The sequence below is a fragment of the Caulobacter sp. DWR2-3-1b2 genome, assembly GCF_049896345.1.
Taxonomy (GTDB): Bacteria; Pseudomonadota; Alphaproteobacteria; order Caulobacterales; family Caulobacteraceae; genus Caulobacter.
Genome location: NZ_JAFCUC010000001.1, coordinates 456,746 through 480,918 on the forward strand (window position 1 = coordinate 456,746; position 24,173 = coordinate 480,918).

Annotated in this window: 25 protein-coding genes; 11 read left to right on the plus strand and 14 right to left on the minus strand. The window is 67.2% G+C overall.

Annotation, left to right across the window (positions count from 1 at the left end):
• Positions 1-21: 21 nt before the first annotated feature.
• On the minus strand, positions 22-984 hold the full coding sequence (locus tag ACP694_RS02210; RefSeq protein WP_426010050.1) for an ABC transporter ATP-binding protein: 963 nt from the start codon (positions 982-984) through the stop codon (positions 22-24).
• Between the two features lie 198 nt (positions 985-1,182).
• Here ACP694_RS02210 and ACP694_RS02215 point away from each other — a divergent pair, with 198 nt between their 5' ends.
• Both ACP694_RS02215 and ACP694_RS02220 read left to right on the plus strand, forming a co-directional pair.
• Positions 1,183-1,452, plus strand: a complete 270-nt coding sequence (locus ACP694_RS02215; protein ID WP_426011272.1) for a zinc-finger domain-containing protein — start codon at positions 1,183-1,185, stop codon at positions 1,450-1,452.
• The gene (locus ACP694_RS02220; RefSeq protein ID WP_426010051.1) at positions 1,430-1,888 is read left to right on the plus strand and encodes an acyl-CoA thioesterase; all 459 of its coding nucleotides are present in this window, start codon (positions 1,430-1,432) and stop codon (positions 1,886-1,888) included. The genes ACP694_RS02215 and ACP694_RS02220 overlap by 23 nt, the downstream gene beginning before the upstream one ends.
• Positions 1,889-2,263: 375 nt before the next feature.
• Here ACP694_RS02220 and ACP694_RS02225 read toward each other — a convergent pair whose 3' ends face one another.
• Positions 2,264-3,349 (minus strand): AI-2E family transporter, encoded by a 1,086-nt coding sequence (locus ACP694_RS02225; protein WP_426010053.1) that lies wholly within the window; start codon positions 3,347-3,349, stop codon positions 2,264-2,266.
• A 107-nt stretch (positions 3,350-3,456) separates the two neighbouring features.
• On the opposite strand from ACP694_RS02225, the gene ACP694_RS02230 reads away from it, so the two are divergent.
• Positions 3,457-4,707 carry a UbiH/UbiF/VisC/COQ6 family ubiquinone biosynthesis hydroxylase gene (locus ACP694_RS02230; protein ID WP_426010054.1) on the plus strand — a complete coding sequence of 417 codons (1,251 nt, stop codon included), beginning with the start codon at positions 3,457-3,459 and terminating at the stop codon, positions 4,705-4,707.
• A gap of 152 nt (positions 4,708-4,859) precedes the next feature.
• Here the strand turns inward: ACP694_RS02230 and ACP694_RS02235 are convergent, their stop codons facing one another.
• The 5 genes from ACP694_RS02235 to ACP694_RS02255 all read right to left on the minus strand — a co-directional run bounded on the left by ACP694_RS02235 (position 4,860) and on the right by ACP694_RS02255 (position 7,873).
• Positions 4,860-5,060, minus strand: coding sequence for a Trm112 family protein (locus ACP694_RS02235; protein WP_426010056.1), 201 nt, complete (start codon positions 5,058-5,060; stop codon positions 4,860-4,862).
• A 36-nt stretch (positions 5,061-5,096) separates the two neighbouring features.
• Positions 5,097-5,762: an LON peptidase substrate-binding domain-containing protein gene (locus tag ACP694_RS02240; protein WP_426010057.1), complete on the minus strand. Its 666-nt coding sequence runs from the start codon at positions 5,760-5,762 to the stop codon at positions 5,097-5,099.
• Positions 5,763-5,771: 9 nt separating this feature from the next.
• Positions 5,772-6,686 carry a tetratricopeptide repeat protein gene (locus tag ACP694_RS02245; protein ID WP_426010058.1) on the minus strand — a complete coding sequence of 305 codons (915 nt, stop codon included), beginning with the start codon at positions 6,684-6,686 and terminating at the stop codon, positions 5,772-5,774.
• 117 nt (positions 6,687-6,803) lie between these two features.
• Positions 6,804-7,310 (minus strand): prolyl-tRNA synthetase associated domain-containing protein, encoded by a 507-nt coding sequence (locus ACP694_RS02250; RefSeq protein WP_426010060.1) that lies wholly within the window; start codon positions 7,308-7,310, stop codon positions 6,804-6,806.
• A complete protein-coding gene (locus tag ACP694_RS02255; protein WP_426010061.1) occupies positions 7,307-7,873 on the minus strand; it encodes an AAA family ATPase in 567 nt (188 codons plus the stop codon). The genes ACP694_RS02250 and ACP694_RS02255 overlap by 4 nt, the downstream gene beginning before the upstream one ends.
• Positions 7,874-7,975: 102 nt before the next feature.
• Between ACP694_RS02255 and ACP694_RS02260 the strand changes: the two genes are divergently transcribed.
• From ACP694_RS02260 to ACP694_RS02270, 3 genes are all read left to right on the plus strand, one after another.
• Positions 7,976-8,719 carry a DUF6065 family protein gene (locus ACP694_RS02260; RefSeq protein ID WP_426010063.1) on the plus strand — a complete coding sequence of 248 codons (744 nt, stop codon included), beginning with the start codon at positions 7,976-7,978 and terminating at the stop codon, positions 8,717-8,719.
• A gap of 248 nt (positions 8,720-8,967) precedes the next feature.
• Positions 8,968-9,522 (plus strand): hypothetical protein, encoded by a 555-nt coding sequence (locus ACP694_RS02265; protein ID WP_426010064.1) that lies wholly within the window; start codon positions 8,968-8,970, stop codon positions 9,520-9,522.
• A 2-nt stretch (positions 9,523-9,524) separates the two neighbouring features.
• Positions 9,525-9,824, plus strand: a complete 300-nt coding sequence (locus ACP694_RS02270) for a winged helix-turn-helix domain-containing protein (protein WP_426010066.1) — start codon at positions 9,525-9,527, stop codon at positions 9,822-9,824.
• Between the two features lie 134 nt (positions 9,825-9,958).
• Here ACP694_RS02270 and glmM read toward each other — a convergent pair whose 3' ends face one another.
• Positions 9,959-11,308, minus strand: a complete 1,350-nt coding sequence (gene glmM / locus ACP694_RS02275) for a phosphoglucosamine mutase (protein ID WP_426010068.1) — start codon at positions 11,306-11,308, stop codon at positions 9,959-9,961.
• Positions 11,309-11,467: 159 nt separating this feature from the next.
• On the opposite strand from glmM, the gene glmS reads away from it, so the two are divergent.
• Positions 11,468-13,288 (plus strand): glutamine--fructose-6-phosphate transaminase (isomerizing), encoded by a 1,821-nt coding sequence (glmS, locus tag ACP694_RS02280; protein WP_426010070.1) that lies wholly within the window; start codon positions 11,468-11,470, stop codon positions 13,286-13,288.
• A gap of 35 nt (positions 13,289-13,323) precedes the next feature.
• Entirely contained in the window at positions 13,324-13,785 is a 462-nt protein-coding gene (locus tag ACP694_RS02285) for an SAM-dependent methyltransferase (protein ID WP_426010071.1), read from the plus strand.
• Positions 13,786-13,794: 9 nt separating this feature from the next.
• Here ACP694_RS02285 and ACP694_RS02290 read toward each other — a convergent pair whose 3' ends face one another.
• A complete protein-coding gene (locus ACP694_RS02290) occupies positions 13,795-14,988 on the minus strand; it encodes a class I SAM-dependent methyltransferase (RefSeq protein ID WP_426010073.1) in 1,194 nt (397 codons plus the stop codon).
• A 253-nt stretch (positions 14,989-15,241) separates the two neighbouring features.
• Positions 15,242-16,237, minus strand: a complete 996-nt coding sequence (locus ACP694_RS02295) for an aldo/keto reductase (RefSeq protein ID WP_426010074.1) — start codon at positions 16,235-16,237, stop codon at positions 15,242-15,244.
• Between the two features lie 96 nt (positions 16,238-16,333).
• Between ACP694_RS02295 and ACP694_RS02300 the strand changes: the two genes are divergently transcribed.
• From ACP694_RS02300 to rarD, 3 genes are all read left to right on the plus strand, one after another.
• A complete protein-coding gene (locus tag ACP694_RS02300; protein ID WP_426010075.1) occupies positions 16,334-17,227 on the plus strand; it encodes a LysR family transcriptional regulator in 894 nt (297 codons plus the stop codon).
• Positions 17,228-17,397: 170 nt separating this feature from the next.
• On the plus strand, positions 17,398-18,426 hold the full coding sequence (locus ACP694_RS02305) for an aspartate-semialdehyde dehydrogenase (protein WP_426010076.1): 1,029 nt from the start codon (positions 17,398-17,400) through the stop codon (positions 18,424-18,426).
• Between the two features lie 95 nt (positions 18,427-18,521).
• Entirely contained in the window at positions 18,522-19,424 is a 903-nt protein-coding gene (gene rarD, locus ACP694_RS02310) for an EamA family transporter RarD (RefSeq protein ID WP_426010077.1), read from the plus strand.
• A gap of 142 nt (positions 19,425-19,566) precedes the next feature.
• Here rarD and ACP694_RS02315 read toward each other — a convergent pair whose 3' ends face one another.
• The 4 genes from ACP694_RS02315 to ahcY all read right to left on the minus strand — a co-directional run bounded on the left by ACP694_RS02315 (position 19,567) and on the right by ahcY (position 24,079).
• On the minus strand, positions 19,567-20,376 hold the full coding sequence (locus ACP694_RS02315) for a transporter (RefSeq protein ID WP_426010078.1): 810 nt from the start codon (positions 20,374-20,376) through the stop codon (positions 19,567-19,569).
• A gap of 23 nt (positions 20,377-20,399) precedes the next feature.
• On the minus strand, positions 20,400-21,527 hold the full coding sequence (locus ACP694_RS02320) for a serine hydrolase domain-containing protein (RefSeq protein ID WP_426010079.1): 1,128 nt from the start codon (positions 21,525-21,527) through the stop codon (positions 20,400-20,402).
• Between the two features lie 131 nt (positions 21,528-21,658).
• Positions 21,659-22,519 (minus strand): bifunctional hydroxymethylpyrimidine kinase/phosphomethylpyrimidine kinase, encoded by an 861-nt coding sequence (locus tag ACP694_RS02325; RefSeq protein WP_426010081.1) that lies wholly within the window; start codon positions 22,517-22,519, stop codon positions 21,659-21,661.
• Between the two features lie 168 nt (positions 22,520-22,687).
• Positions 22,688-24,079, minus strand: a complete 1,392-nt coding sequence (gene ahcY / locus ACP694_RS02330; protein WP_426010082.1) for an adenosylhomocysteinase — start codon at positions 24,077-24,079, stop codon at positions 22,688-22,690.
• Between the last annotated feature and the right edge of the window lie 94 nt (positions 24,080-24,173).

Consider the following 24,173-nt stretch of genomic DNA (forward strand, 5'->3'; position numbering starts at 1 on the left):
TCCCCCCACAGGGGGAGGAACTCAGGCCCGCAGCGGATCCTTGGCGTTCGGATCGCCATAGGTCAGCGACACGAACACGTCCTCCAGATCCGGATCCTCGGTGGCGATGTCCTTGATCTTCAGACCCTCGGCCCGCACCGCGGCCAGCACCTGTTCGACGCTGGACTGACCCGTGCGGTAGGAGACCGAGAACGCCCCGGCCCCGCGCAGCTTGGTCTCGAAGCCCGCCAGCAGCGGCGCTGCGGTCACCGGCTCTTCGGGCGTCACCACCACGTTGCGGATGTCCATTCGGCTCAGCAGCTTGGCCGTCGGCTCGTTGACCACCACCTCGCCGCGATTGACGATGGCGATCTGGTCGCACAGCTCCTGGGCCTCTTCCAGATAGTGGGTGGTCAGCACGATAGTCACGCCCAGCTTGTTCAGCCCGGTGACATAGCTCCACAGCTGGCGACGCAGCTCGACATCGACGCCTGCGGTCGGCTCGTCGAGGATCAGCACCGGCGGCTGGTGGACCATGGCTTTCGCCACCATCAGCCGGCGCTTCATGCCGCCCGACAGCTGGCGGACATAGGCGTCGGCCTTGTCGCCCAGGCCCAGGGCGTTGAGCAGTTCATCGGTGCGACGCTCGCTCTTGGGCACGCCGTACATGCCGGCCTGGACCTCCAGCGATTCGCGCGGGGTGAAGAATACGTCGGCCGCCAGTTCCTGGGGCACCACACCGATGGCGGCGCGGGCGTCGCGCGGGCGCTCGTCGATGTCGCGGCCCCAGATCCGCACCGTGCCGCTGGTCTTGCGGGTCAGGCCGGCCAGGATGTTGATGAAGGTCGACTTTCCAGCCCCGTTCGGTCCCAGGAGCCCGAAGATCGAGCCACGCGGCACCTTGAGGTCGATGCCGTTCAAAGCCCGTTTTTCGGGTGATGTCTTGCTGGCGGGATAGGTCTTGAACAGGCCTTCGGCTTCGATCGCGTAGGCGGGCAGGTCCATGAAACGTCCAGATGCGGCGCTTTGGGGCGCTTGAAGAAAAACGAACGCGTGCGTGCGAATTGACGGCGGCGCGACAGGTCGCATAGGTATGCCTGCATCGCCGCCACGCCAAGGCCGCGTCTGGATTTCAAGGGTTTTACCAAGATGGCGCGCAAGGCCAAGTCCACCTCCGCTCTCGACGCCCTGCCCGGATCGGCGATGTCGGGGCCCGCCACGGCCCCGACCGGCATGGACACCTTGGCCCATCCTGGCTCCGCCCCCGAAACCATCATGGTCCGCTCGCACCGCATCGCCTGCGACGGCGTCGGCGGCGCCCTGGGCCATCCACGCGTCTGGCTGGAGATGGGCGCGGCCGGCTTCGTCGACTGCTCCTATTGCGACCGCCGCTTCATCGCCGCCACCGCCCCGGGTCATGACGAGGACGAGCAACTGGCCCCTGGCGTCTATGAAGGCTCCGGCGGCCACTGAGGTGACCGACGAGTCCGCGTCCCTGCGCCGCGCCGAGACCCTGGCCCAGGCCTGGGCGGCTGCCGAATGGCCGCACGAGGCGCCGGTGCTGCGGGCCATCGCCATGCCGTCCGACACCAATCCCGAGGGCGACATCTTCGGTGGCTGGCTGCTGTCGCAGATGGACCTGGCGGCGGCCTCGATCGCCTTCCACCGCGCCGCCGGCCGCTGCGCCACCATCGCCATCGACGGCATGACCTTCATCAGCCCGGTGTTCGTCGGCGACGAGGTCAGTCTGTTCGCCAAGGTCGTCCACGTGGGCCGCACCTCGCTGAAGGTCGAGGTCGAGGCCTGGCGCCGCCGCCGCGACGGCGAGCAGGCCCACAAGGTGACCCAGGGCGTGTTCACGTTCGTGGCCATTGGCGAGGATCGCAAGCCGAGGCCGCTGCCGCGGTAGCAAGGTCCTCCCCCTGTGGGGGAGGCGGTCGCGCAGCAACCGGTGGGGGGTGTTTTGGGATCGTTGATCGTAGGTTCGACCGTCATCCGATCCCTCCCCCGCCGTCGGCTTCGCCGACACCTCCCCCACGAGGGGAGGACCTATTCAGCGTCTCACCTGCCCCCTACGGATCGCTTCGCGATCGTCTTCGCCCATAGGGGGAAGAGCCTAAAACGCGAGAGCTCCGCCCCCGATGGGGGCGGACAGACGGCGAAGCCGTCAGGTGGGGGCGGACAGACGGCGAAGCCGTCAGGTGGGGGCAAGGGCGCGTGATCTCACCTGAAAAGCGCCCGAAGCGGCCGCCTGGAAGTCCGATTTGGGTCGAAAGCAGAACCCCTACCCCGCCAAATCCTCATACGGCTTTCCATCACTCGACATCAGCACCGCCAAAGGCCGCGTGCCGCTGAACTCGGCCAGGATCGCCATGGTCATCACCGCCAGCGGGGTCGACAGGAAGGCCCCGGTCACGCCCCACAGGAAGCCCCAGAAGGCCAGGGCCAGCAGCACCACGATCGGGTCGAGGTTGAGGCTGCGGCCCTGCATGCGCGGCTGGACCACGTGGCTAACGGCGAAGTGGATGGCTTCCAGGCCGACCAGCAGGATCACCCCGCGCCAGATGTCCTGCACCTCCACCAGGCCGAACACCGCCGGGAACAGTACGCCGACGGCGGCGCCGATGGCCGGAATGTAGTTGGTCAGGAAGATGATCAGGCACCAGAAAGGGATGTGCGACAGACCCACCGCCGCCATCAAGGCCGCCGAGGCCGCAGTGATGATCAGCCCGACCACGGTCTGCACCCAGATATAGTTCTGCAGGCCGTCGCGGATCTGGTTGAACACCCGCTGGGCCTCGACGCGACGCTCCGCGTTCTGGAACATGCCCTGGGCCTTGGCCTTGAAGCCCCGGCGCGAGGCCAGCAGGAAGCCCAGATAGATCAGCACGAAGATTGTCGCCTCGGCGAAATGGCTGAACGAGCCGGCGACCACGCCCACATATTGGGCCGGGTTGAGCGTTTGGATCAGGCTGGACAGGGTCGGCGTGACGCGCAGCCCCAGATGCTGCGCCACCAGGCCCAGCAGGTCGTTGATCCGCGCTGTGTAGCTGGCGGACTGGGCGGCGAAGTCGCTGGCGTTGTCGGCCGTCACCCAGATCGTCACCACCAGCACCGCGACGATGGCGGCGATGGCGACCGGCAGGGCCAGCCGGCGCAGCGCCTTGGGCAGTCGGACCGTCAGCAGGCGGGCCAGGCCGTCGATGATGATCAGCAGGAACACCGCCAGAACGAACGGCTCCAGGATTCCCCGCAAGGCCCACAGCGCAAAGCCCGTCAGGATCGTGGCGGTGATCACTGCGGCCACCTTCAGGGCGGTGACGTGGCCCAGCAGATTGACAGACGGGGGGTTCGGCGCGGAATCGGTCATGGTCAGGTCGGCCTAGGGAGCGTCTGAAGGTTCCAGCTATGCCCCGGTCTGGCCCCGTCCGCCATTCCCGTCTGGACACCCCGCCCCCTCCAGCGCCATATCCGTCCATGCACGACCACGACGCCGACGTCATCATCGCCGGAGCCGGCATGGCCGGAACCACCCTGGCGCTCGCCCTGGCCTCGGCCGGGGTCAAGGCCCTGCTGGTCGATCCCCAGCCGTTCGACACCCAGCTGGCGCCGAGCTTCGATGGGCGCTCCTCGGCCGTCGCCTATTCGTCGTTTCGCCAATGGCGGACGATCGGGGCCGGCGAGGCCCTGGCGCCCCACGCTCAGCGGATCGAGCAGATCCTGGTCACCGACGGCAAGACCCCGGGTCCGGCCTCGGGCGGCCCCTCGCCGTTCTTCCTGCGCTTCGACAGCGGCGAGATCGCCGACCGCTCCAACGGCGAGCCCCTGGGCTATCTGATCGAGAACCGCCAGATCCGCGCCGCCCTGGCCCAGACCGTGATCGACAAGGGCATAGAGGTGCTGGCGCCGGCCGGCGCCAAGGCGCTGGACGTCACCCCCGCTGGCGCCACCTTGACCCTCACCGACGGCCGAACCCTCTCGGCGCCGCTGGTGGTGTCCGCCGAGGGCCGCAATGGCGTGCTGCGCAAGGCCGCGGGCATCGGCGACATCGGCTGGCGCTACGGCCAGAGCGGCGTGGTGGCCACTGTGCGTCTGCAGCACCCGCACCAGGGCGTGGCCCACGAATATTTCCTGCCTAGCGGCCCATTCGCCATTCTTCCGCTGACGGACAATCGCGCCAGCCTGGTGTGGACCGAAAGCACTTTGCGCGCCGAGGCCCTGCGCGACGCTTCGCCAGAAGCCTTCCACAGCCACCTGATGCGACGGTTCGGCGAGTTTCTGGGCACGGTCGAGATGGCTGGCCCAACCTTCGTCTATCCGCTGTCGCTGTCGCTGGCCGAACGGCTGGTCGCGCCGCGCCTGGCCCTGATCGGCGACGCCGCCCACGGCGTGCACCCGATCGCCGGCCAGGGCCTCAACCTCGGCCTCAAGGACGCCGCCGCCTTGGCGCAGGTAGTGGTCGAGGCGTTGCGCAATGGCGAGGACATCGGGGCCGAGGCCGTGTTGGAGCGCTACGCCCGCTGGCGACGGTTCGACAATATCACCAACGCCCTGGCCTTCGACGGCTTCGTGCGCCTGTTCTCCAACGACAATCCACTGCTACGCCTGGCGCGCGGCGTGGGCATGGCGGCGGTCAACCGCATCGCGCCAGCGCGGCGGTTCTTCATGCACGAGGCCGGCGGCGGGGTCGGGGATCTGCCGAAACTGCTCAGGGGCATGGCCATCTAGCGGTCCTCCCCCTGTGGGGGAGGCGATCGCGCAGCGATCGGTGGGGGGGAGTTTTTGAAATCGGCGGTCCGGAGCATGGCCGGTGGCCGACCACGCCCCCCCTCCGTCGGCTTCGCCGACACCTTCCCCACAGGAGGAGGACTTGGCCGTGTCTAGTCTTCCAGGCTGCGGGCTTCCTCGGGCAGCATGATCGGCACGCCGTCTCGGATCGGATAGGCCAGCTTGGCGGCGTTGCTGATCAGCTCGCCCCGGGCGCGGTCATAGAACAGTGGCGCGCGGGTGACGGGACAGACCAGCACCTCCAGCAGGCGCGGGTCGAGATCGGCGGGCGGAGGGGGAGAAGCGGCGGTCATGGGCGGCGTTGTAGGCGGTTTTGGCAGCGGCGCAAACTACTGCAGCATCCCCGGTTCCTCGTCGTCCCCCAGCGCCGCGTCGATCTCCAGCAACGCCACCAGGGTCTCGCGGCGGTCGGTCAGGGTGGGGGCCTCGAGCAGGGCCTGTTTCTCGACCGGCTCGAACGGCAGGGCCATGGCCAGGCTGTTGATCAAGGCGTCGGAGGGCGCGGCCTCGGCGCTGGTCCAGTCGATGTCGAGACCACGATGGTCGAGATAACGGCGCAGGGCCGCCAACAGGGCTTCGGCCTCGCCGCCCGAGGTGGCCCCTTCGGCGGCCTCGCGCAGGTCGGCTTCGAAGGTCGAGAAATCGACGCGCGCCTGGCGGTAGGGCGCGCGGCTGGGCAACTCCGCGCCCAGCCGAAAGCGGCAGACGCCGGTCAGAGTCACCAGATAACGCCCGTCGCTGGCCTCGGCGAAGCTGGTCACCCGGCCCGCGCAGCCGACGGAAGCGAGGCTGGGCCGCTCGTCGTCGCCGCCGGGCCGGGTCTGGACCATGCCGATGATCCGCTCACCCGACATGGCGTCGTCGAACATGTTGAGATAACGCGGCTCGAAGATGTTGAGCGGCAACTGGCCGCCGGGCAGCAGCAGGCAGCCGTCCAGCGGAAACACCGGGATCACCAGCGGCAGGTCGTCGGCCCTTCGATAGACGCCCGGCATCGGGTTCTCCTAGCTGAACAGAATGGCCGACAGCCGCTTGCGGCCGGCCTTGGCCACTTCCGACGTATAGCCGGCCGCCTCGAACACGGTCAGCAGTTGCTTGCGCGCCGCCTCGTCGTTCCAGGTGCGGTCGCGTTCGATGATGGTCAGAAGATGGTCGGAAGAGGCTTGAAGCTGGCCGGCGCCGGCCAGGGCCTTGGCCAGTTCGAACCGGGCTTCGTGGTCGTCGGCGTCGGACGCCAGGCGCTGCTCGAACGGCGCGGTCTCGGACGGCGCGTCCTGGGCCAGGACCAAGGCGGCGCGGACGATCTCGAGGTCGGGGTCCTTGGCGTCGGCCGGGGCGGTGGCGGCGACTTCGGCCGCGCCCTCCAGGTCGCCACCGATCAGATAGCAGCGGGCCAGGCCGCCGATGGCCTTGAGGCTGGCCGGGTCCAATTGCAGCAGCTGTGCGAAGGCCTGGGCGGCGCCGCCGATGTCGCCGAGCTCCATCGATTCCGTGGCCATGGCCAGCAGGGCGTCGGCGTCGCTCTGGGCCGGCGGGCCGGAAATGCGGTCGATGAAGGCCTTGATCTCGCTTTCGGGCTGGGCGCCCTGGAAGCCGTCGACCGGCTGGCCGTCGACAAAGGCGTAGACGGTCGGGATCGACTGCACGCGCAACTGGCCCGAATAGCCGGGGTTCTTGTCGACATCGATCTTGACCAGCTTGACCGCGCCTCCGGCGGCGTTGACCGCCTTTTCCAGGGCCGGGGTCAGCTGGCGGCACGGACCGCACCAGGTCGCCCAGAAGTCGACGATCACCGGTTGGATCTTGGAGGCCTCGATGACGTCGGCCAGGAAGCTGGCGTCCGTGCCGTCCTTGATGTGCTCGCTCTTGCTCGCTCCGCCAGCAAGGATGGGAGCGGGTTTTTCGCCAATCAGGGCCATCGGGTCTCTCTTCACGCAGGGTCTTCAACGCATGGCGCGCCGATTGGATCGGGCGGGCGCCGGTCTAGGGGGCCAAGATGGTCTCTCGCGCCGGGGTTCGCAATCGGGGGATGCCGGTTATCCGACCACCGCCATGGCCGGGAAATCGACGATCATCGGCGTGAAGCCCAGCGCCGCCAGGAACCGTCGCAAGCCGTCCTGAGAGATCGCCGTGGTCGCGTTGTTGGCCAACGGATGGAAATTGACCGGATCGGACTTGGCCAAGCCCGCGTCGAGCACGAAGCGCACGCGGTGGTCGGTGTCGTTTATCAGGCCGAACGCCGTGACCGAGCCCGGCGTCACCCCCAGGGTCTCCAGCATCAGGTCGGGAGAACCGAACGACAGCCGGCCCGAGCCAATCACCGTGTGCAGGCGCTTCAGGTCGATCACCGTCTCGCCCAGAGCCGAGATCAGCCATAGCTGACCTTTCGCGTCCTTCAGGAACAGGTTCTTGGTGTGCCCGCCGGGCAGGGTCGCCTTGATCTCCAGCCCCTCCTCCACCCGGAACACCGGCGGATGATCCAGGGTGGAATGGGCGACGCCGTGGGCGTCGAGGAAGGCGAAGAGGTCGGCGCGGGTTTTCATCCGGACGTTCTAAGGCGGGCGAGGACCTGTTCCAGCACGAAAGCGACGCGGTCCTCGACTGGGGCCTGCGGCAGATCCACCAAGGTGTAGCCGAGCTCGGTATAGACCTGCGCCATCATGGCGTGGGTGCGTACGGCCTCGGCGAAATCCTGGCGGCGCTCGGCGTCGTTGGTGAAGACCTCCGGCCACGGCGGGGCGATGAACACCAGCGGCTCGTAGTGCAGCGTCAAGGCCGCTGCGGCGAGGTCCTCCGGGATCGGCAGGCCGCACAGCCGCAGATAGCCGACAATGTCCGGCACGCCGCGATCGAAGAACACAGGCCCGCTGAGCAGCTCTACGAGGGCATGCGCACGACTGTCCATGACCAGCATCCAGCGGGCATAGGCCTCGCGGTCCGCCCACGGCAGGGCCGTGCCGCCGGCCTCGACCTGGCCCCGGATGATCGCCCGGCCGCTCTCGAAGACGCACGGAAGGCCCCGCGCCTCCAGGGCGTCGATCAGGCTGGTCTTGCCCGCCCCCGGTCCTCCGGTGACGACAAAGCGGCGCGTGAGCATGGGTTTCATCAAGGCCCCTTTCGATCGGTGCGGGTCGGTGCGCTGGACGGGCTCGCCCTTCGGGCGCTAGAGCAGGATAGGGAATGGCGAACGCAGGAAGAAGAGAGCGGCATGGAACTGGAGTGCTACCCCACCGAAAATCGCCCGCCCGAGATCGTGCCGGGCCGGCCGCAGCGGGCCTGGATGGACCATTTCGCCGACCGCCATCCCTATCGCTGCCTGCCGCTGACCATGGCCAACACCACCGGCTGGGAAATCCTCTGCCCGGTCGGCTTTTCCGCCACCTGGGACGGCGGGGCGCATCAGAACTGCATCACTTTCAAGGCCGACCATCCGCATCCGGGGTTTGACGATTTCGTCAAGTCACACTTCTCGCGCGGCACCATCACCTTCCACACCGGCTATCTGTTTCGCACCCCGCCCGGCTGGTCGATCTGGACCATGGGCCCGCCCAATCACATCAAGGATGGCGTCCAACCGCTGGCGGGGCTGGTCGAGACCGACTGGCTGCCCTTCCCCTTCACGATGAACTGGATCTTCACCCGCCCGGGCACGGTGCGCTTCGAAAAGGGCGAGCCATTCTGCTTCTTCATGATGATCCAGGACAAGCCCCTGGAGCAGGTGCAGCCGGTGATCCGCTCGATGAACTCCAACCCCGACCTGCGTGGCCAGTACGACGCCTGGGCCGCCAAGCGCGGCGAGTTCAACACCCGCATCTTCAAGCGCGACCCCGAGGCGATGAAGGAGGCCTGGCAGCGGTTCTACTTCAAAGGGGAATATCCCGAGGAGGTCGAGGCCCCGGCCCCGGCGAGCCACGTCAACAAGCGGCGGTTGAAGGCGCCGAAGGTGGGATGATGGGGTGACCACGGCCGGGGACATGCCCTTGCGGCGTGTCCCCGATTGCACGGCGCGACTTCAGCGCGTGCGCGATCACAGGGGCGCCGATCGGGGTCTCCGTGGGCCGTGACTCGCAGCCCTCCCAGTGTTGGGTCTACCCATCGCAGCGTCATCGCCACAATTTTAGAGAACTCTGATTGACAGAGCACTAAATCATGTCACTCTGTTTGACAGAGCGCTCTGGACGCTCAGCAATGGAGGCCCCAATGGGCATTTCGAGAACCGAGGCGGCGTCGGCCCTGACCGACATCGAACGCACCGCCGGCCGCAGCCGCGAATTGAAGGGTTACCAGATCGCCGGGCCGATCCTGATGGTCTGGGGCGTGGTCTGGATCCTGGGCTATACCGGCATGGGCCTGCTGCCGCCGGAGCAATGGGGCATGACCTGGCTGCCGCTGGACGCGCTGGGCATCCTGGCGACCATCCTGATGTCGCGGCGCGGCAAGAACGCCGCGCGGGCAGGGTCGGGCTGGAAGATCGCGGCCAGCGCCCTGACGATCATGGCGTTCATGACGGCCACCTATCTGGTCTTCCAGCCGACCTCTTTAGAGCCCGCCATCGTCTATCCGGGGCTGATGACCGGCCTGGTCTATGGCGGTGTCGGCATCGCCTTCGCGCCGCGCTTCCTGTGGATCGGCGCGGGAGTGTTCGTCGCCACCCTGGTCGGGTTTTTCTTCTTCCAGCCATGGCTGGCCTTCTGGATGGCCGCGGTCGGCGGCGGCGGGCTGATCCTGGGCGGCCTATGGCTGCGGAGGGCGTGAGCGTGGCGGAGCTGGACGAGCTGATCCATCAGCCGCTGCGGCTGAAGATCATGGCGGCCCTGCACGCCCAAGGCGCCGAGCCGCTGGAGTTCGCGCGCCTCAAGGCCATCACCCAGGCCACCGACGGCAATCTGGGCAGCCACCTGACCACCCTGGAAAAGGCCGGCTATGTCGAGATCGCCAAGGACTTCGTTGGCAGGAAGCCCCGCACCCGCGTGGCCATGACCCCGGCCGGCCGCAAGGCCTTCCGCCGGCATGTGGAGTATCTGCGGGAGGTGGTGGAGGGGGTTGGCGGGGAGTAGACAACGACCGCTCATCCCGGCGGATGCCGGGACCCAGATCGTATGGCGTCGAGGCTGATTGGGAGAGCTCAGCGCTTGAGGAACCCAGTCTGAGTCTTCCATCTGGGTCCCGGCATTCGCCGGGATGAGCGGATTTAGGAAACCGCCTTCACCGCCGAGACGATCGACTTGACCACCTTCTTGACCAGGGCCGGATCGTCGCCCTCAGCCATGATGCGGATCAGGGGCTCGGTGCCCGAGGGCCGCACCACGATGCGGCCCGAGCCGTTCAGCTGGCTCTCGCCGTCGGCGATGGCCTCCATCACCGTCTTGGCCTCCAGCGGTTTGCCCCCGGCGAAGCGGACGTTCTCCAGCAGTTGCGGCACCGGTTCGAACTGGCGACCCAGGGCGCTCATCGGCCGGCCGGACTGGATCATCACCGCCAGCACCTGCAGGGCGGCGATCAGGCCATCGCCCGTGGTCGAGAAGTCCGACAGGATCACGTGGCCCGACTGCTCGCCGCCCAGGTTGAAGCCGCCGTCGCGCATGCGGGCCATCACATAGCGGTCGCCGACGCCGGTGCGCTCCAGCTTCAGCCCGTTGTCGGCCATCAGCCGCTCAAGGCCAAGATTGGACATCACCGTGGCCACCACGCCGCCGGCCTTCAGCTTGCCGGCCTTGGCATAGGCCAGGGCGATGATCGCCATGATCTGGTCGCCATCGACCACCAAGCCCTTCTCGTCGCAGATCACCAGGCGGTCGGCGTCGCCGTCCAGGGCGATGCCGATGTCGGCGCGATATTCCCGCACCAGCTTGGCCATGGCCTCGGGATGGGTCGAGCCGCACTCGGCGTTGATATTGGTCCCGTTGGGGGCGACCCCGAGCGGGAACACCTCGGCGCCCAGCTCATACAGGGCCTGGGGAGCCACCTTGTAGGCGGCGCCATGGGCGCAATCGATGACGATGCGAAGGCCAGCCAAGCTCATGTTGCGCGGGAAGGTCGCCTTGACGATCTCGATATAGCGGGCCTGGGCGTCATCGACGCGCTGCACCCGGCCCAGGCCGCGCGGCGGCGCCAGGCCCTCCTGCAGGCCCTCGTCCATCAGGGCCTCGATCTTCAGCTCCTGGGCGTCCGAAAGCTTGTAGCCGTCGGGGCCAAACAGCTTGATGCCGTTGTCGGCGAAGTCGTTGTGGCTGGCGGAGATCATCACGCCCAGGTCGGCGCGCATCGAGCGGGTCATCATCGCCACGGCCGGGGTCGGCAGCGGGCCAAACAGCCGCACGTCCATGCCGACGCTGGCGAAACCAGCGACCAGGGCCGGCTCGATCATGTAGCCCGACAACCGGGTGTCCTTGCCGATCACCACCAGGTGGCGGCGGTCGTCCTGCGAGCGGAACAGCTTTCCCGCAGCCAAGCCGACGCGCAGCGCGACCTCGGCGGTCATCGGGTGCAGGTTGGCCTGGCCGCGGATGCCGTCGGTGCCGAAATAGGCGCGCTTGCTCATGGTCGTCTTCCGGTCTCGTTAGGCCATCGTCGAACCGCGAAACGATCCGAAATGCAGATTTATGAGGGCAGGTCCTGCACGAATGCTAAAGCCCGGCCGTGAAATATCCGCTGCGACAGCATTAGTCTGGTCGCTGCGTTCTACAAAGGATCATGGCCCATGTGCGGCATCATCGGCATCGTCGGCGTCAAGCCCGTCTCGGACCGGCTGATCGACAGCCTCAAGCGGCTGGAATATCGCGGCTATGACTCGGCCGGCGTCGCCGCCGTCGCCGATGGCAAGGTCGAGCGCCGGCGCGCCCAGGGCAAGATCAGGAACCTGGAGGCCTTGCTCGCCGAGCAGCCGCTGGCTGGGCAGAACGGCATCGGTCACGTCCGCTGGGCCACCCATGGCGCGCCCAATCTCAAGAACGCCCACCCCCACACCGCCGGCCGCGTCACCCTGGTGCACAACGGCATCATCGAGAACTTCGCCGAGCTGAAGGCCGAGCTGGCCGCAGCCGGTCGCACCTTCGAGAGCGACACCGACACCGAGGTCATAGCCCAGTTGATCGACGCCGAACTGGCCACGGGCCTGGCGCCGCTGGAGGCCTTTAAGACCACGCTGGACCGGCTGACCGGCGCCTATGCCCTGGCGGTGCTGATCGAGGGCGCCGACAACCTGATCCTCGGCGCGCGTCGCGGCAGCCCGCTGGTGGTGGGCAAGGGCCAGGGCGAGATGTTCCTGGGCTCCGACGCCCTGGCGGTCGGCCCCTTCACCAACCGCGTGATCTATCTGGAGGAGGGCGACTATGTGGCTCTCGACCATGACAGCGCGCGGATCTTCGACGTCAGCGGCGCGGCCGTGACCCGCCCCGTCAAGATCGTCCCGGCTTCGGCGGTGATGATGGAGAAGGGCAATTACCGGCACTTCATGGAGAAGGAAATCCATGACCAGCCGGAGGGCTGCCAGCGCACCATCGCCGCCTATGTGGACGCCCTGACCGCCCGCACGGCCATGCCCGGCGGCCTGGACCTGGCGGCCCTGGAGCGCATCCAGATCGTCGCCTGTGGCACAAGCTACATCGCCGGCGTCATCGGCAAGTACCTGATCGAGCAGTTGGCCGACCTGCCGGTCGATGTCGAGATCGCCTCGGAGTTCCGTTACCGCACCCCGGCCCTGCGTCCAGGCTCGCTGGTCATCGCCATGTCGCAGTCGGGCGAGACCGCCGACACCCTGGCGGCCCTGCGCTACTGCAAGGCCAAGGGCATGAAGAGCGCCGTGGTGGTCAACGCCCAGGAATCGACCATGGCCCGCGAGGTCGACGTGGTCTGGCCGATCCATTGCGGGCCGGAGATCGGCGTCGCCTCGACCAAGGCCTTCACCGCTCAGGTCAGCGTGATGATCGCCCTGGCCGTCGCCGCCGCCAAGGCGCGCGGGACGATCGACGACGCCGAGGAGCAGCGCCTGGTCAAGGTGATGCTGGAAGCCCCACGCCTGATCGCCGAGGCCATAGGGCTGGAGGACTCGCTGAAGGAGATCGCCGGCGAGATCGCCAAGGCTCGCGACGTGCTTTACCTCGGCCGCGGCCCGATGTCGGCCCTGGCTCTGGAGGGCGCGCTGAAGCTCAAGGAGATCAGCTATATCCACGCCGAGGGCTACGCCGCCGGCGAGCTGAAGCACGGGCCGATCGCCCTGGTCGACGACCAGACCCCGATCATCATCCTGGCGCCCTACGACTCATGGTTCGAGAAGTCGGCCTCGAACATGAGCGAGGTCATGGCGCGCGGCGGCCAAGTGGTGTTCATCACCGACCCCGAAGGCGCGCGCCACGCCCCGGCGGGCGCGCGGGTGGTGGTCACCGCCCCGGCCTGCGACCCCCTGGTCTCGGCGCTGGTGATGTCGGCTCCGATCCAGCTGCTGGCCTATCATGTGGCGGTCATCAAGGGCGCGGACGTCGACCAGCCGCGGAACTTGGCCAAGTCGGTGACGGTGGAATAGGCGCGACGCCGGCCCTGCGCAAACAAGGAGAAGCCATGTCGATCACCATGACACCCATCGGCGTCGTCCACGGCGGTCGCGACGTGCCCGAGGACGATGACTGGGGCCCGAGCCGGGCGCGCATTGATCTCGACCCCGCGCGGTTCGACGCCGAGGCGCTGCTGGGGCTGGAGGCCTTCAGCCACGTCGAGGTGATCTATGTCTTCGACAAGGTGACCGACGACCAGATCGTCACCGGGGCCCGTCACCCGCGCGGCAACAAGGCCTGGCCCAAGGTCGGCATCTTCGCCCAGCGCGGCAAGAACCGGCCCAACCGCATCGGGGTGACGGTCTGCGACATCGTCTCGGTCGAGGGCCTGTCGCTGGAGGTGCGGGGCCTGGACGCCATCGACGGCACGCCGGTGCTCGACCTCAAGCCGGTGATGGCCGGCTTCGCCCCGCGCGGCGAACATCGCGAGCCGGATTGGGCCGGCGAGATCATGAAGGACTACTGGTAGGGGGAGGACCTATCCAGGCGTCCGCTCGCCCTCGAACATGTAGTCCCGCGTCATCGGCAGGGCGCCGACCTTCTTGGCGACCTGGATCTGGAAGACCATGTGGCCGCCATAGCGGAAGCCCAGCTCGGCCCCGCACAGGTAGAACTCCCAGAGCCGCAGGAAGCGGGCGTCGAACATCGTCGGGATCTCGGGATCGGCCAGGAAGCGCTTGCGCCATTCGCGCAGGGTGTCGGCATAGTGCAGGCGCAGGATCTCGATATCGGTGATCCACAGGCCGGCCGCCTCGACCGCCTTGACGATCTCCGACAGGCCCGGGATGTAGCCGCCGGGGAAGATGTATTTCTGGGTGAAGGCGTTGGTGGCGCCGGGGCCGCTCATCCGCCCGATGGCGTGGATCACGGCGCTGCCGTCGTCGGCCAGCAGGCGTTTGACGGTGTCGAAATAGGTCCGGAAGTTCGGCGCGCCGACATGCTCCAGCATGCCAACCGAGACGATGCGGTCGAAAGTCTCGTCTAGGTCGCGATAGTCGGTGAGGCGGAACTTGACCTGATCGGACAGGCCCGCCTTCGTGGCGCGCTCGGTAGCCAGGGCCAGTTGCTCGGTGGACAGGGTGACCCCGGTCATCTTCGCCCCGTGGTCGGCGGCCAGGGTCATGGAAAGGCCGCCCCAGCCCGAGCCGATGTCCAGCACCTTCATGCCCGGCGTGATGTTCAGCTTGGCGCCGATATGGGCCTTCTTGGCGACCTGGGCTTCTTCCAGTGTCATGTCGGGCCGCGCGAAATAGGCGCAGCTGTACTGCATGTCCGCATCGAGGAACCGCTCATAGAGGGCGTTCGACACGTCGTAGTGGTGGGCGACGTTGCGGCGCGAGGCCAGGCGGTTATTGACCGACTGCACCGTACGCTTCAGCGCTTTGCGGGCCCGCTTCAGGGCCGAGCCGCGCTTGGGCGTGCGCCCGCCGCTCTTGCCGACGATCTCCAGCAGGTCCCACAGCGTTCCCTGCTCGATCGTCAGGTCGCTGTCCATATAGGCCTCGCCCAGGCCGAGGCTCGGATTGGTCACCAGCCGCCGCAGGCCCTTGGCCGTGACGCGCATCGTCACCGGCGGACCCGCGCCGTCGCCGGCCTTGACCACCGAACCGTTCGGCATGTGGATCGTCAGGTCGCCGACCTTGATCATCTTTTTGAGCAGAGCTTCGATCATGGCGCCAACCGTAGCGCGAGCGCCGCCGCCAGGAACAGACCGAAATTTTCGTCCGTCTTCCCTTGCGGAACGGCGCTCACGAAACGGCTGTTGCGGGTTGGGCTCAGATTCAATCGCCATCCAAATTTCCGTTTTCCCGGCGAAGGCCGAGGCCCAGGTGAAACCCGCGAGAGGCTCTGGATGAAACTGGGTCCCGACCTTCTCCGGGAAAACGGAACTTGGAGTGCTGTTTCTGTGTAAGCCAAACGCCCGGCTAGTGCTCGCTGTCGAGGTGGGCCATCTGGGCCTCGGCATAGCGCGTGCCGGCCGCCGCGTCCTTGGGAACCGCATGCTCGATAGCCGCCAGGTCGTCGGCCGACAGGATCACGTCCAGCGATCCCAGCGACTCGGCCAGCCGGGCGCGGGTGCGGGCCCCAACCAGCGGCACGATGTCGTCGCCCTGGGCGGCGACCCAGGCGATGGCGATCTGGGCGACGCTGACGCCCTTGGCTGCCGCGATTGTCCGCAGGGCCTCGACCAGGGCCAGGTTCTTGTCGACATTATCGCCCTGGAAGCGTGGCGAGACGCTTCGAAAGTCGCCCTTCTCCTGCCCCTGATTCCTGTCCCAATGGCCGCTGATCAGGCCGCGCGACAGCACCCCATAGGCGGTCATGCCGATGCCCAGCTCGCGCAGCACCGGCAGGATCCTGTCCTCGAGGCTCCGCGAGATCAGCGAATATTCGATCTGCAGGTCAACGATCGGATGGACGGCATGGGCCTTGCGGATGATTGCAGCCCCGACCTCCGACAGGCCGATGTGGCGCACGTATCCGGCCTGGACCATCTCGGCGATGGCTCCGACCGTGTCCTCAATCGGCACGAAGGGGTCCAGGCGGGCCGGGCGGTAGATGTCGATATGGTCGACGCCCAGGCGCTGCAGCGTGTAGGCCAGCGAGGTCTTCACCGCCGCCGGACGGCCGTCAAAGCCGATCCAGCCGCCGGCCGGATCGCGCTGGGCGCCGAACTTGACGCTGAGGATCGCCTGGTCGCGCTTGGAGCCCTTCAAGGCCTCGCCGATCAGCATCTCGTTATGGCCCATGCCGTAGAAGTCGCCGGTGTCGATCAAGGTGATCCCGGCCTCCAAGGCGGCATCGATCGTCGCCAGGCTCTCGGCGCGGTCCGAGGGGCCGTACATGCCCGACATGCCCATGGCGCCCAGGCCCAGGGCCGAGACGGTGGGGCCGGTATTTCCGAGTTTGCGCTGCTGCATGGGATGTCTCCTTGAATGCGACGAGGGGACTATGCCTCGGCGTCTCGCGTGCGATAATCCATTCACCGCTGCACGAGCTGTTTGGAAATCCGCACAATGGCCAAGCCCGACCTTGCCGATCTCGACGCGTTCACCGCCGTGGCCCGGGCGCGAAGCTTCCGCGGCGCGGCGGCCTTGCGCGGGGTGTCGGCCTCGTCGCTGTCCGAGGCGCTGCGCCGACTGGAGGCCGATCTTGGCGTCCGCCTGCTGAACCGCACCACCCGCAGCGTCACCCCCACCGAGGCCGGCGGGCGGTTGCTGGCCCGGCTGACCCCGGCCCTGGCCGAGGTGACCCTGGCGCTGGACGAGGTCAACGCCTTCCGCGACAGCCCCACGGGGGTGTTGAAGCTCAACGTGCCCGGCGCGGTGTCGCGGATCGTCTTTCCGGACCTGATCCCGCGCTTCCTGGCCGCCCACCCGGGCGTCCGGGTCGAGGTCACGGTCGAGGACAGCTTCGTCGATGTGCTGGCGGCCGGCTTCGACGCCGGCGTGCGCTACGACGAGCGGCTGGAAAAGGACATGATCGCCGTCCCCCTGGCCGGCCCGCAGCGCTTCGTGGTGGTTGGCTCTCCGGCCTATTTCGCGGCGCACGGCCGGCCGGTTCACCCCCGCGAGGTGCTCAACCATCCCTGCATCCGCCACCGCTTCGCCAGCGGGACCAGCTATGCCTGGGAGTTCGAGAAGGACGGCGAGGTGATCCGCGTCTCGCCCGACGGACCGCTGATCACCACGAGCATCGACTTGGAACAGGCCGCAGCCGTGGCCGGCGTGGGCCTGTTGGCCACCTTCGAGGACTTCGTCGCCGACCTCGTCGCGGCCGGAAAGCTGGAGACGGTGCTGGACGACTGGCTGGCGCCGTTCAGCGGGCCTTATCTCTACTATCCGAGCCGCCGGCACATGCCCGCGCCGCTACGGGCCTTCGTGGATTTCGTGAAGGCGGAGAAACGTTAGCCGCCGCGACGCGTCAGATGCAGAACCCGTCCACACCAGATGAAATCTTCCCCCAACGCTCTGCGCTAAGCGTCGCCTTAGAAAGCCTGTTCTTGCTTCCCGGCCCTCCCGGGCGTAACGGGTCCGCTCTCGCCACTGCAGGCGTGGAAACAATCGAATTGGAGGCTGCGATGGGTTACCGGGTCGCCGTGGTCGGCGCCACGGGCAATGTGGGCCGTGAGATGTTCAATATCCTCGAGGAACTGAAGTTCCCCGTCGAGAAAATGCATGCCATAGCCTCGCGCAAATCCATCGGCGTGGAAGTCTCGTTCGGCAACAAAATCCTGCACTGCGAGGACCTGGCTCAGTTCGACTTCAGCACGGTCGATATCGTCCTGATGAGCGCCGGCGGCGCCATTTCCAAGGAATGGGGCGAGAAGATCGGCGCGGCCGGTCCGATCGTCATCGACAACAGCAGCCACTTCCGGATGGATCCGGACGTGCCGCTGGTGGTGCCCGAAGTTAATCCCGACGCCGTGCTGAAGATGCCCAAGAACATCATCGCCAACCCCAACTGCTCCACGGCGCAGCTGGTGGTGGTGCTGGCGCCGCTGCATGCCGAAGCCAAGATCAAGCGGGTGGTCGTCTCGACCTACCAGTCGGTGTCAGGCGCGGGCAAGGAAGGCATGGATGAGCTGTGGGAGCAGACCAAGGGCGTGTTCGTCCTCGGCGCCCCGCCGCCCAAGAAGTTCACCAAACAGATCGCCTTCAACGTCATCCCCCATATCGACAGCTTCATGGAGGACGGCTTCACGAAGGAAGAGTGGAAGATGATGATGGAGACCAAGAAGATCCTGGATCCGTCCATCAAGCTGGTCGCCACCTGCGTGCGGGTGCCGGTGATGGTGGGCCACGCCGAGGCCGTGAACATCGAGTTCGAGACCCCGCTGGACGAGGATGACGTCCGCGAGATTCTGCGCGACGCCGACGGCGTGTCGGTCGTCGATAAGCGCGAGGATGGCGGCTACATGACGCCCAAGGAAAGCGCCGGCGAGTTCCCGGTCTATGTGTCGCGCATCCGCACCGACCCCACGGTCGAGAACGGCATCGTGCTGTGGTGCGTCGCCGACAATCTGCGCAAGGGCGCGGCGCTGAACGCGGTGCAGATCGCCCAGCTCCTCCATGAGCGCGGCCTGATCAAGCAGAAACTCCCGGCCTAAGCCGCCCTCCGCAACAAGCGGGTGGACGATTTCAAGGGTTCCCGGGACTTAAGTCCCGGGAGCCCTTTTTCATGCCAATGACAGGACACGACGCCATGACGGCGGATTTGAGCAAAAGCCCGGACGAGGGTCGGACGGCGCTGATCGCCGGGGTGGGTTGCTACCTGATGTGGGGCTTCCTGCCGCTGTACTTCCACCTGCTGGCGCTGCTCGGCGTCGGGTCGTGGGAGATGATCGCTCACCGTACCCTATGGGCCGCGCCCTGGGCTTTCCTCGCCGTGTTGCTGGCGCGGCAAGGCCGGCAGGTGATGGACGTGCTGCGCCAGCCGCGCACCCTGGCGATCCTGGCGCTGTCGACAACCGCCATCTTCATCAACTGGTCGATCTATGTGTTCGCGATCAACGCCAGCCACGTGATCGAGGCCAGCCTGGGCTATTACATCAACCCGCTGATGAACATGGCGGCCGGCGCCCTGCTGTTTCGCGAGCGGATCAGCCGCGAGGGGGCGATCGCCATCGGCCTGGCGGTGATCGGCGTGGCGATCCAGACGGTGGCCCTGGGCCATCTGCCGATCATCTCGCTGGGCGTGGCCTTCAGCTTTTGCCTCTACGCCATCCTCCGCAAGCAGGTGAAGGCCGACGCCCAGACCGGCCTGTTCATCGAGTGCGCCTATCTGGCCCTCCCCGGCCTGCTGTACGTTCTGCATCTGCAAGCCGCCGGCCTGGGGCATTTTGGGGCGACGGCCAAGGTCACGACGCTGCTGATGCTGGCCGGCCCGGCCACCGTCGTGCCCCTGGCCCTGTTCGCCTGGTCGGCGCGCCGCATGCCGCTCAGCGCCATGGGCTTCCTGCAGTTCATCGCCCCGACCATCCAGTTCGCGATCGGCGTGGCCCTGGGCGAGGCCTTCACCCCGATGCGGGCCTTGTCCTTCGCTTTCATCTGGCTGGGCGTCGCGGTGTTCGCCTATGGAGCGTGGAAGCGGACGCGCGGAGTTTAGGTTTGGGGACAGGCGCATGCGCCTGTCCCCGTCCGCGCCTAGAACATTTCCCGACCTGACTGCGTCAGGCCTTGAGCTCTAATCTTTTGTTTTGACGCATTTTTCTTCACGCGAACCGGAACCACTTCGCTCGAAAACTGCTCTAGAACCTCTTGGCCACCCCGAACGCCAGCTCCAGGTCCGGCGTATCGTGGTTCAGCCCCACATAGGCCGAGGCGTCCAGCTGCAGGTCGGAAACCGCCTTCGGCGTCCAGGCCGCAGTCAGGTCAAAGCTGGCCTCGGTGACGTGACCGGACAGGTCCTCATCGCGATCGGCCCACAGTTCGACGCCCAGGCCGAACGGGCCGATCGAGCGCCCGACGCCCACGGATGCCGCATAGCCGAGATGGCGGCCGCTACCGTCCCCATCAGCCCGGGCGTCAACCTCGGGTGACAGGGCCAATGACCAGTCGGCGTTCAGCGGCAGCGACATCGGAGCGATCAGGCCCCCCTGCCACGCGCCGTCGCCGATCCCGTCGGACCCGACGGGCGCGGTGACGAACGGCTGCAAGGCGATCGAGACGCCGTCACCGCCGGGGTTCTTCAGCGACCACCGTAGGCCGAGGTTCAGGTCGCCGGCGCCCGAGACGGTCGAGACCGCGCCGCTGGTCCGATCCTCGTCGCGGATGCGCTCATGCGCCGTCCAGCTGACCTGTCCCTCGACCGTCGGGGTCAGGCCCAGGCGCAGCTCCAAATCTCCAAAGGCGGTGTCGACGGTGGAGGTCCCGCCGCCCCGGCTCCAGGCGCCGTCGGCCACGCCCAGCTCGGCCTGGAAGCGCCCGACATCAAGAACGCAGGGCGGCGAGCCCTTGCCGGGCCGGTCGGCGCAGAAATCGCGGGTGGCGTCTTGAGCGCGAGCGCCGCCGGCCATCGCCAGCAGAGACAGGGTCGTGGCCGTAAAAAGTCGTCGCATCGGGTCGATCCCCTGAAAGCCGTTCAAAGCGCCGAATAGGCCGCCTGGATCAGCCGAACAGCTCGCGGGTCGCCAATCAGTTCCGTGCCCTGCTTGTTCATCACATAGGCCCCCGACACCCCGCGCGACGGGTCGGCGAAGGCGCAGGAGCCGCCCCAGCCACTGTGGCCGAAGGCTTCCGGCGTCGGGCCATAGAAGAAGTTGGGCGTATTGCGCATGAACCCCGCGCCCCAGCTGATCACGAACGGCAGGACGAGGTCCTGGCCGACGATGCGCTCGGCGCTGGCCATGGCGACCGCCTCGGGCGACAGCACCCGCACGCCGTCCAGTTCGCCTCCCGACGCCAGGGCGCCCATCAGCCGGGCGAGCGCTGGCGCGGTAGCATGGCCGTTGGCCGAGGGGATCTCGGCCCGTCGCCAGTCGGCCGTGCCACGTCCGCCGGGGGCCGCCCACTTGGTCATGAAGGCGGCTTTCACCGCATCGTTCATCGCCCCGAACCGTGGCAGGCCCGTGGGCCGCATCAGCTCGGCGCAGCGGGCGTGCTCGCTGTCGGGCAGGCCGATCCACAGGTCCAGGCCCAAGGGCTCGGCGAGGTCCTCGCGCAGCGCCGTTCCCATGGTCCGACCATCGACCCGGCGGAAGATCTCGCCGGCCGTGAAACCGAAGGTCACGGGGTGATAGCCGCTGGCCGAGCCGATCGGCCACAGCGGCGCCATGGCCGCCAGCTTGGCGCAGGTGGCGTCCCAGTCGTACCAGAGGGCGGGATCCTGCTCGTCCAGAAAGCCCGACAGCCCGTCCTGGTGCGACATCGCCTGGCCGACGGTGACGTCCTGCTTGCCGGCCTGGGCGAACTCCGGCCAGACCGAGGCCACGGTCTGATCGTAGGTCAGCCGGCCCTGGTCGACGAGGCGGGCGATCAGCAGGGCCGCCACGGCCTTGGTGGTGGAAAACAGCGGCGTCAGGGTGTCCGGGCCAAAGGCGACCTGGTGCTTGCGGTCGGCGTGGCCGCCCATCAGGTCGACGACCACCTCGCCCTGGATCGCCAGGCTGAAGCGCGCGCCGAGTTCGCCATGGTTCTCGAAATTGGCCGCGAACGCGTCGCGGACGGCGGAAAAGCGGTCGGGGCAGAAGCCGGTGATGTCGACGGTCATGGGGAGGGTTTAGCAGGTCCTCCCCCCGTCGGGGAGGTGACCCGAAGGGCCGGAGGGGGGAGTGAGCTCGGAAGCGATCCACAGCCCTCAGTCGCTTCGCGACTGCTCCCCCAAAGGGAGAGGGGTGGGGACTAGGCCAGCCGTTCAATCCGGACGGTCGGCGAAGTCTGCTTGATGCGCGCCGCCATGGCCACGATCGGCAGTTCCGAGGCGTTCCAGATATTGGCCGCCGTCACCGTCTCGGCCACGCCGCCCACGGCGCGGGCCAGGCCGTAGGAGAGAGTCTGACCTTCGAGGATGGAGGCGGCGTAGAGAGCGGTGAGCAGGTCGCCGGTGCCGCTGGGCGAGCGTTCGGCCTTGGCGTGGGCGGCCAACCAGGCCTCTTTGCGGTCGGCATAGACCACGCCGATCTCGCTTCCTCTGTGTACAGACGACACCAGGGTCGGCTTGTTCAGCAGACGCGCGGCGCGCACGGCGGCCTGGGGCTCGCGGGCGTCGGTTCCGGTCAAGTGCTGCAGCTCCCAGGCGTTGCAGGCCACGACATCGGCGCGCGGGATCAGCTCGGCCGCGACGGCCTCGGCCACCTCGGCGGGCACATACAGCCCCTTGCCGGCGTCGCCCAGGGTGGGATCGACGATGACGGTTGGCTTGCGGACAACGCCGCCCTGGGGCGCGTTGTCGCGCGGCGCAGCGCGCACGGCGTCAATGGTTCGGGCCGCAGCGCGGACCTGGGCGGCGCTGGCGAAATAGCCGGTAATGACCATGTCGGTCTGGCCAAACAGCCCATTGGCCTCGATGCCGTCGAGCATGCTCTCGACCAGTTCGATCGGCACGGGCGCCCCGCCCGGAATGCCCCAGCCGGGATGGCGGCCATACAGCACGGTCGGCACGATCATCGAATCGATGCGGAACTGTACGAGAGCGGAGGCCTGGGCCGACGCGCCGACCCGGCTGCCGGCGACATGGCTGGAGATGATCAAGGCTAGCGGCATACTCAAGCGCTTAGCCGAGCAATGCGACGTTGAATAGGGCGATCGTGCAATGGTGACGCTTAGGTGAGAGAACGTCGGTATCAATTGATCATGGTTGAACACTCGCCACGAATATAGGCCCGCAGCGTTTCCGCAGCGGGCCTTTCAGACTTCACCCGGAGGCGAAGTCTAGTAGCGGTAGTGGTCCGGCTTGAACGGGCCGTTTTCCGGGACGTTAATATATTCAGCCTGGTCGGGGCGCAGCTTGGAGAGCTTGGCGCCCAGCTTGGCCAGGTGGAGAAGGGCGACCTTCTCGTCAAGGTGCTTGGGCAGGGTGTAGACGTCGTTCTTGTAGGCCGACCTGTTGGTCCACAGTTCGATCTGGGCCAGGGTCTGGTTGGTGAAGCTGGCCGACATCACGAACGAGGGGTGGCCCGTCGCGTTGCCCAGGTTCACCAGGCGGCCTTCCGACAGCAGGATGATCTTCTTGCCGTCCGGGAACTCGATGTGGTGGACCTGCGGCTTGATCTCATCCCACTTGAAGTTCTTCAGGCCGGAGACCTGAATTTCCGAGTCGAAGTGACCGATATTGCAGACGATGGCGTTGTTACGCATCGCCCGCATGTGGTCGACGGTGATGACATCCTTGTTGCCCGTGGCGGTGACGAAGATGTCGGCGCGGCCGGCCACGTCGTCCAGGGTCTGGACCTCATAGCCTTCCATCGCCGCCTGCAGGGCGCAGATCGGGTCGATCTCGGTGACGATCACGCGGGCGCCGCCTTGGCGCAAGCTGGCGGCCGAACCCTTGCCCACGTCGCCATAGCCGCAGACCACGGCGACCTTGCCCGACAGCATGACGTCGGTGCCGCGACGGATGGCGTCGACCAGCGATTCGCGGCAGCCGTAGAGGTTGTCGAACTTGCTCTTGGTGACGCTGTCATTGACGTTGATGGCCGGGAACGGCAGGTCGCCCTTGGCGGCCATCTGGTACAGGCGGTGGACGCCCGTGGTGGTTTCCTCCGACACGCCGCCGATAGCGTCGCGGATCGCGGTGTAGAAGCCCGGCTTCTCGGCCAGATAGCGCTTCATCACGGTGTAGAGGGCTTCTTCTTCCTCGTTCTGCGGATTGTTGAGAAGGGTCGGGTCCTTCTCAGCCTTGGGGCCCAGCACGCAGAGCAGGGTGGCGTCGCCGCCGTCGTCGAGGATCAGGTTCGGATAGCCGCCGTCCGACCATTCGAAGATCTTGTGGGCGTATTCCCAGTACTCGACCAGGTTCTCGCCTTTAAAGGCGAAGACCGGCACGCCCGAGGCGGCGATGGCCGCGGCGGCGTGGTCCTGGGTCGAGAAGATGTTGCACGAGGCCCAGCGGACGTCGGCGCCGAGCGCGGTGAGCGTCTCGATCAGCACGGCGGTCTGGATGGTCATGTGCAGGCTGCCGGCGATGCGGGCGCCCTTCAGCACCTGGCCCGGGCCATATTCGGCGCGGGTAGCCATCAGACCGGGCATTTCGGTCTCGGCGATGTCGATTTCCTTGCGGCCGAAATCGGCGAGCGAGATGTCCTTGACGATGTAGTCGGCCACGGTCGGGCTCCTGCAGTCGGGGGAAGGTCTTGCGGGGTCTATACCCCGCCCGCGCCCTTCTCGCAATTAAGGCATAAGGATTTCTTTATATGCC

Coding starts and splice junctions, on each gene's coding strand:
- ACP694_RS02295 (WP_426010074.1), bottom strand. CDS start 16,237: ATGCAGCAGCGCAAACTCGGAAATACCGGCCCCACCGTCTCGGCCCTG.
- ACP694_RS02245 (WP_426010058.1), bottom strand. CDS start 6,686: ATGGCCCTGATTGGCGAAAAACCCGCTCCCATCCTTGCTGGCGGAGCG.
- ACP694_RS02225 (WP_426010053.1), bottom strand. CDS start 3,349: ATGACCGATTCCGCGCCGAACCCCCCGTCTGTCAATCTGCTGGGCCAC.
- ACP694_RS02230 (WP_426010054.1), top strand. CDS start 3,457: ATGCACGACCACGACGCCGACGTCATCATCGCCGGAGCCGGCATGGCC.
- glmM (WP_426010068.1), bottom strand. CDS start 11,308: ATGAGCAAGCGCGCCTATTTCGGCACCGACGGCATCCGCGGCCAGGCC.
- ACP694_RS02325 (WP_426010081.1), bottom strand. CDS start 22,519: ATGCCGCTAGCCTTGATCATCTCCAGCCATGTCGCCGGCAGCCGGGTC.
- ACP694_RS02255 (WP_426010061.1), bottom strand. CDS start 7,873: ATGAAACCCATGCTCACGCGCCGCTTTGTCGTCACCGGAGGACCGGGG.
- ACP694_RS02320 (WP_426010079.1), bottom strand. CDS start 21,527: ATGACCGTCGACATCACCGGCTTCTGCCCCGACCGCTTTTCCGCCGTC.
- ACP694_RS02285 (WP_426010071.1), top strand. CDS start 13,324: ATGTCGATCACCATGACACCCATCGGCGTCGTCCACGGCGGTCGCGAC.
- ACP694_RS02220 (WP_426010051.1), top strand. CDS start 1,430: ATGAAGGCTCCGGCGGCCACTGAGGTGACCGACGAGTCCGCGTCCCTG.
- ACP694_RS02250 (WP_426010060.1), bottom strand. CDS start 7,310: ATGAAAACCCGCGCCGACCTCTTCGCCTTCCTCGACGCCCACGGCGTC.
- ACP694_RS02235 (WP_426010056.1), bottom strand. CDS start 5,060: ATGACCGCCGCTTCTCCCCCTCCGCCCGCCGATCTCGACCCGCGCCTG.
- ACP694_RS02210 (WP_426010050.1), bottom strand. CDS start 984: ATGGACCTGCCCGCCTACGCGATCGAAGCCGAAGGCCTGTTCAAGACC.
- ACP694_RS02265 (WP_426010064.1), top strand. CDS start 8,968: ATGGGCATTTCGAGAACCGAGGCGGCGTCGGCCCTGACCGACATCGAA.
- glmS (WP_426010070.1), top strand. CDS start 11,468: ATGTGCGGCATCATCGGCATCGTCGGCGTCAAGCCCGTCTCGGACCGG.
- ACP694_RS02300 (WP_426010075.1), top strand. CDS start 16,334: ATGGCCAAGCCCGACCTTGCCGATCTCGACGCGTTCACCGCCGTGGCC.
- ACP694_RS02260 (WP_426010063.1), top strand. CDS start 7,976: ATGGAACTGGAGTGCTACCCCACCGAAAATCGCCCGCCCGAGATCGTG.
- ACP694_RS02305 (WP_426010076.1), top strand. CDS start 17,398: ATGGGTTACCGGGTCGCCGTGGTCGGCGCCACGGGCAATGTGGGCCGT.
- rarD (WP_426010077.1), top strand. CDS start 18,522: ATGACGGCGGATTTGAGCAAAAGCCCGGACGAGGGTCGGACGGCGCTG.
- ACP694_RS02240 (WP_426010057.1), bottom strand. CDS start 5,762: ATGCCGGGCGTCTATCGAAGGGCCGACGACCTGCCGCTGGTGATCCCG.
- ACP694_RS02215 (WP_426011272.1), top strand. CDS start 1,183: ATGTCGGGGCCCGCCACGGCCCCGACCGGCATGGACACCTTGGCCCAT.
- ACP694_RS02290 (WP_426010073.1), bottom strand. CDS start 14,988: ATGATCGAAGCTCTGCTCAAAAAGATGATCAAGGTCGGCGACCTGACG.
- ACP694_RS02315 (WP_426010078.1), bottom strand. CDS start 20,376: ATGCGACGACTTTTTACGGCCACGACCCTGTCTCTGCTGGCGATGGCC.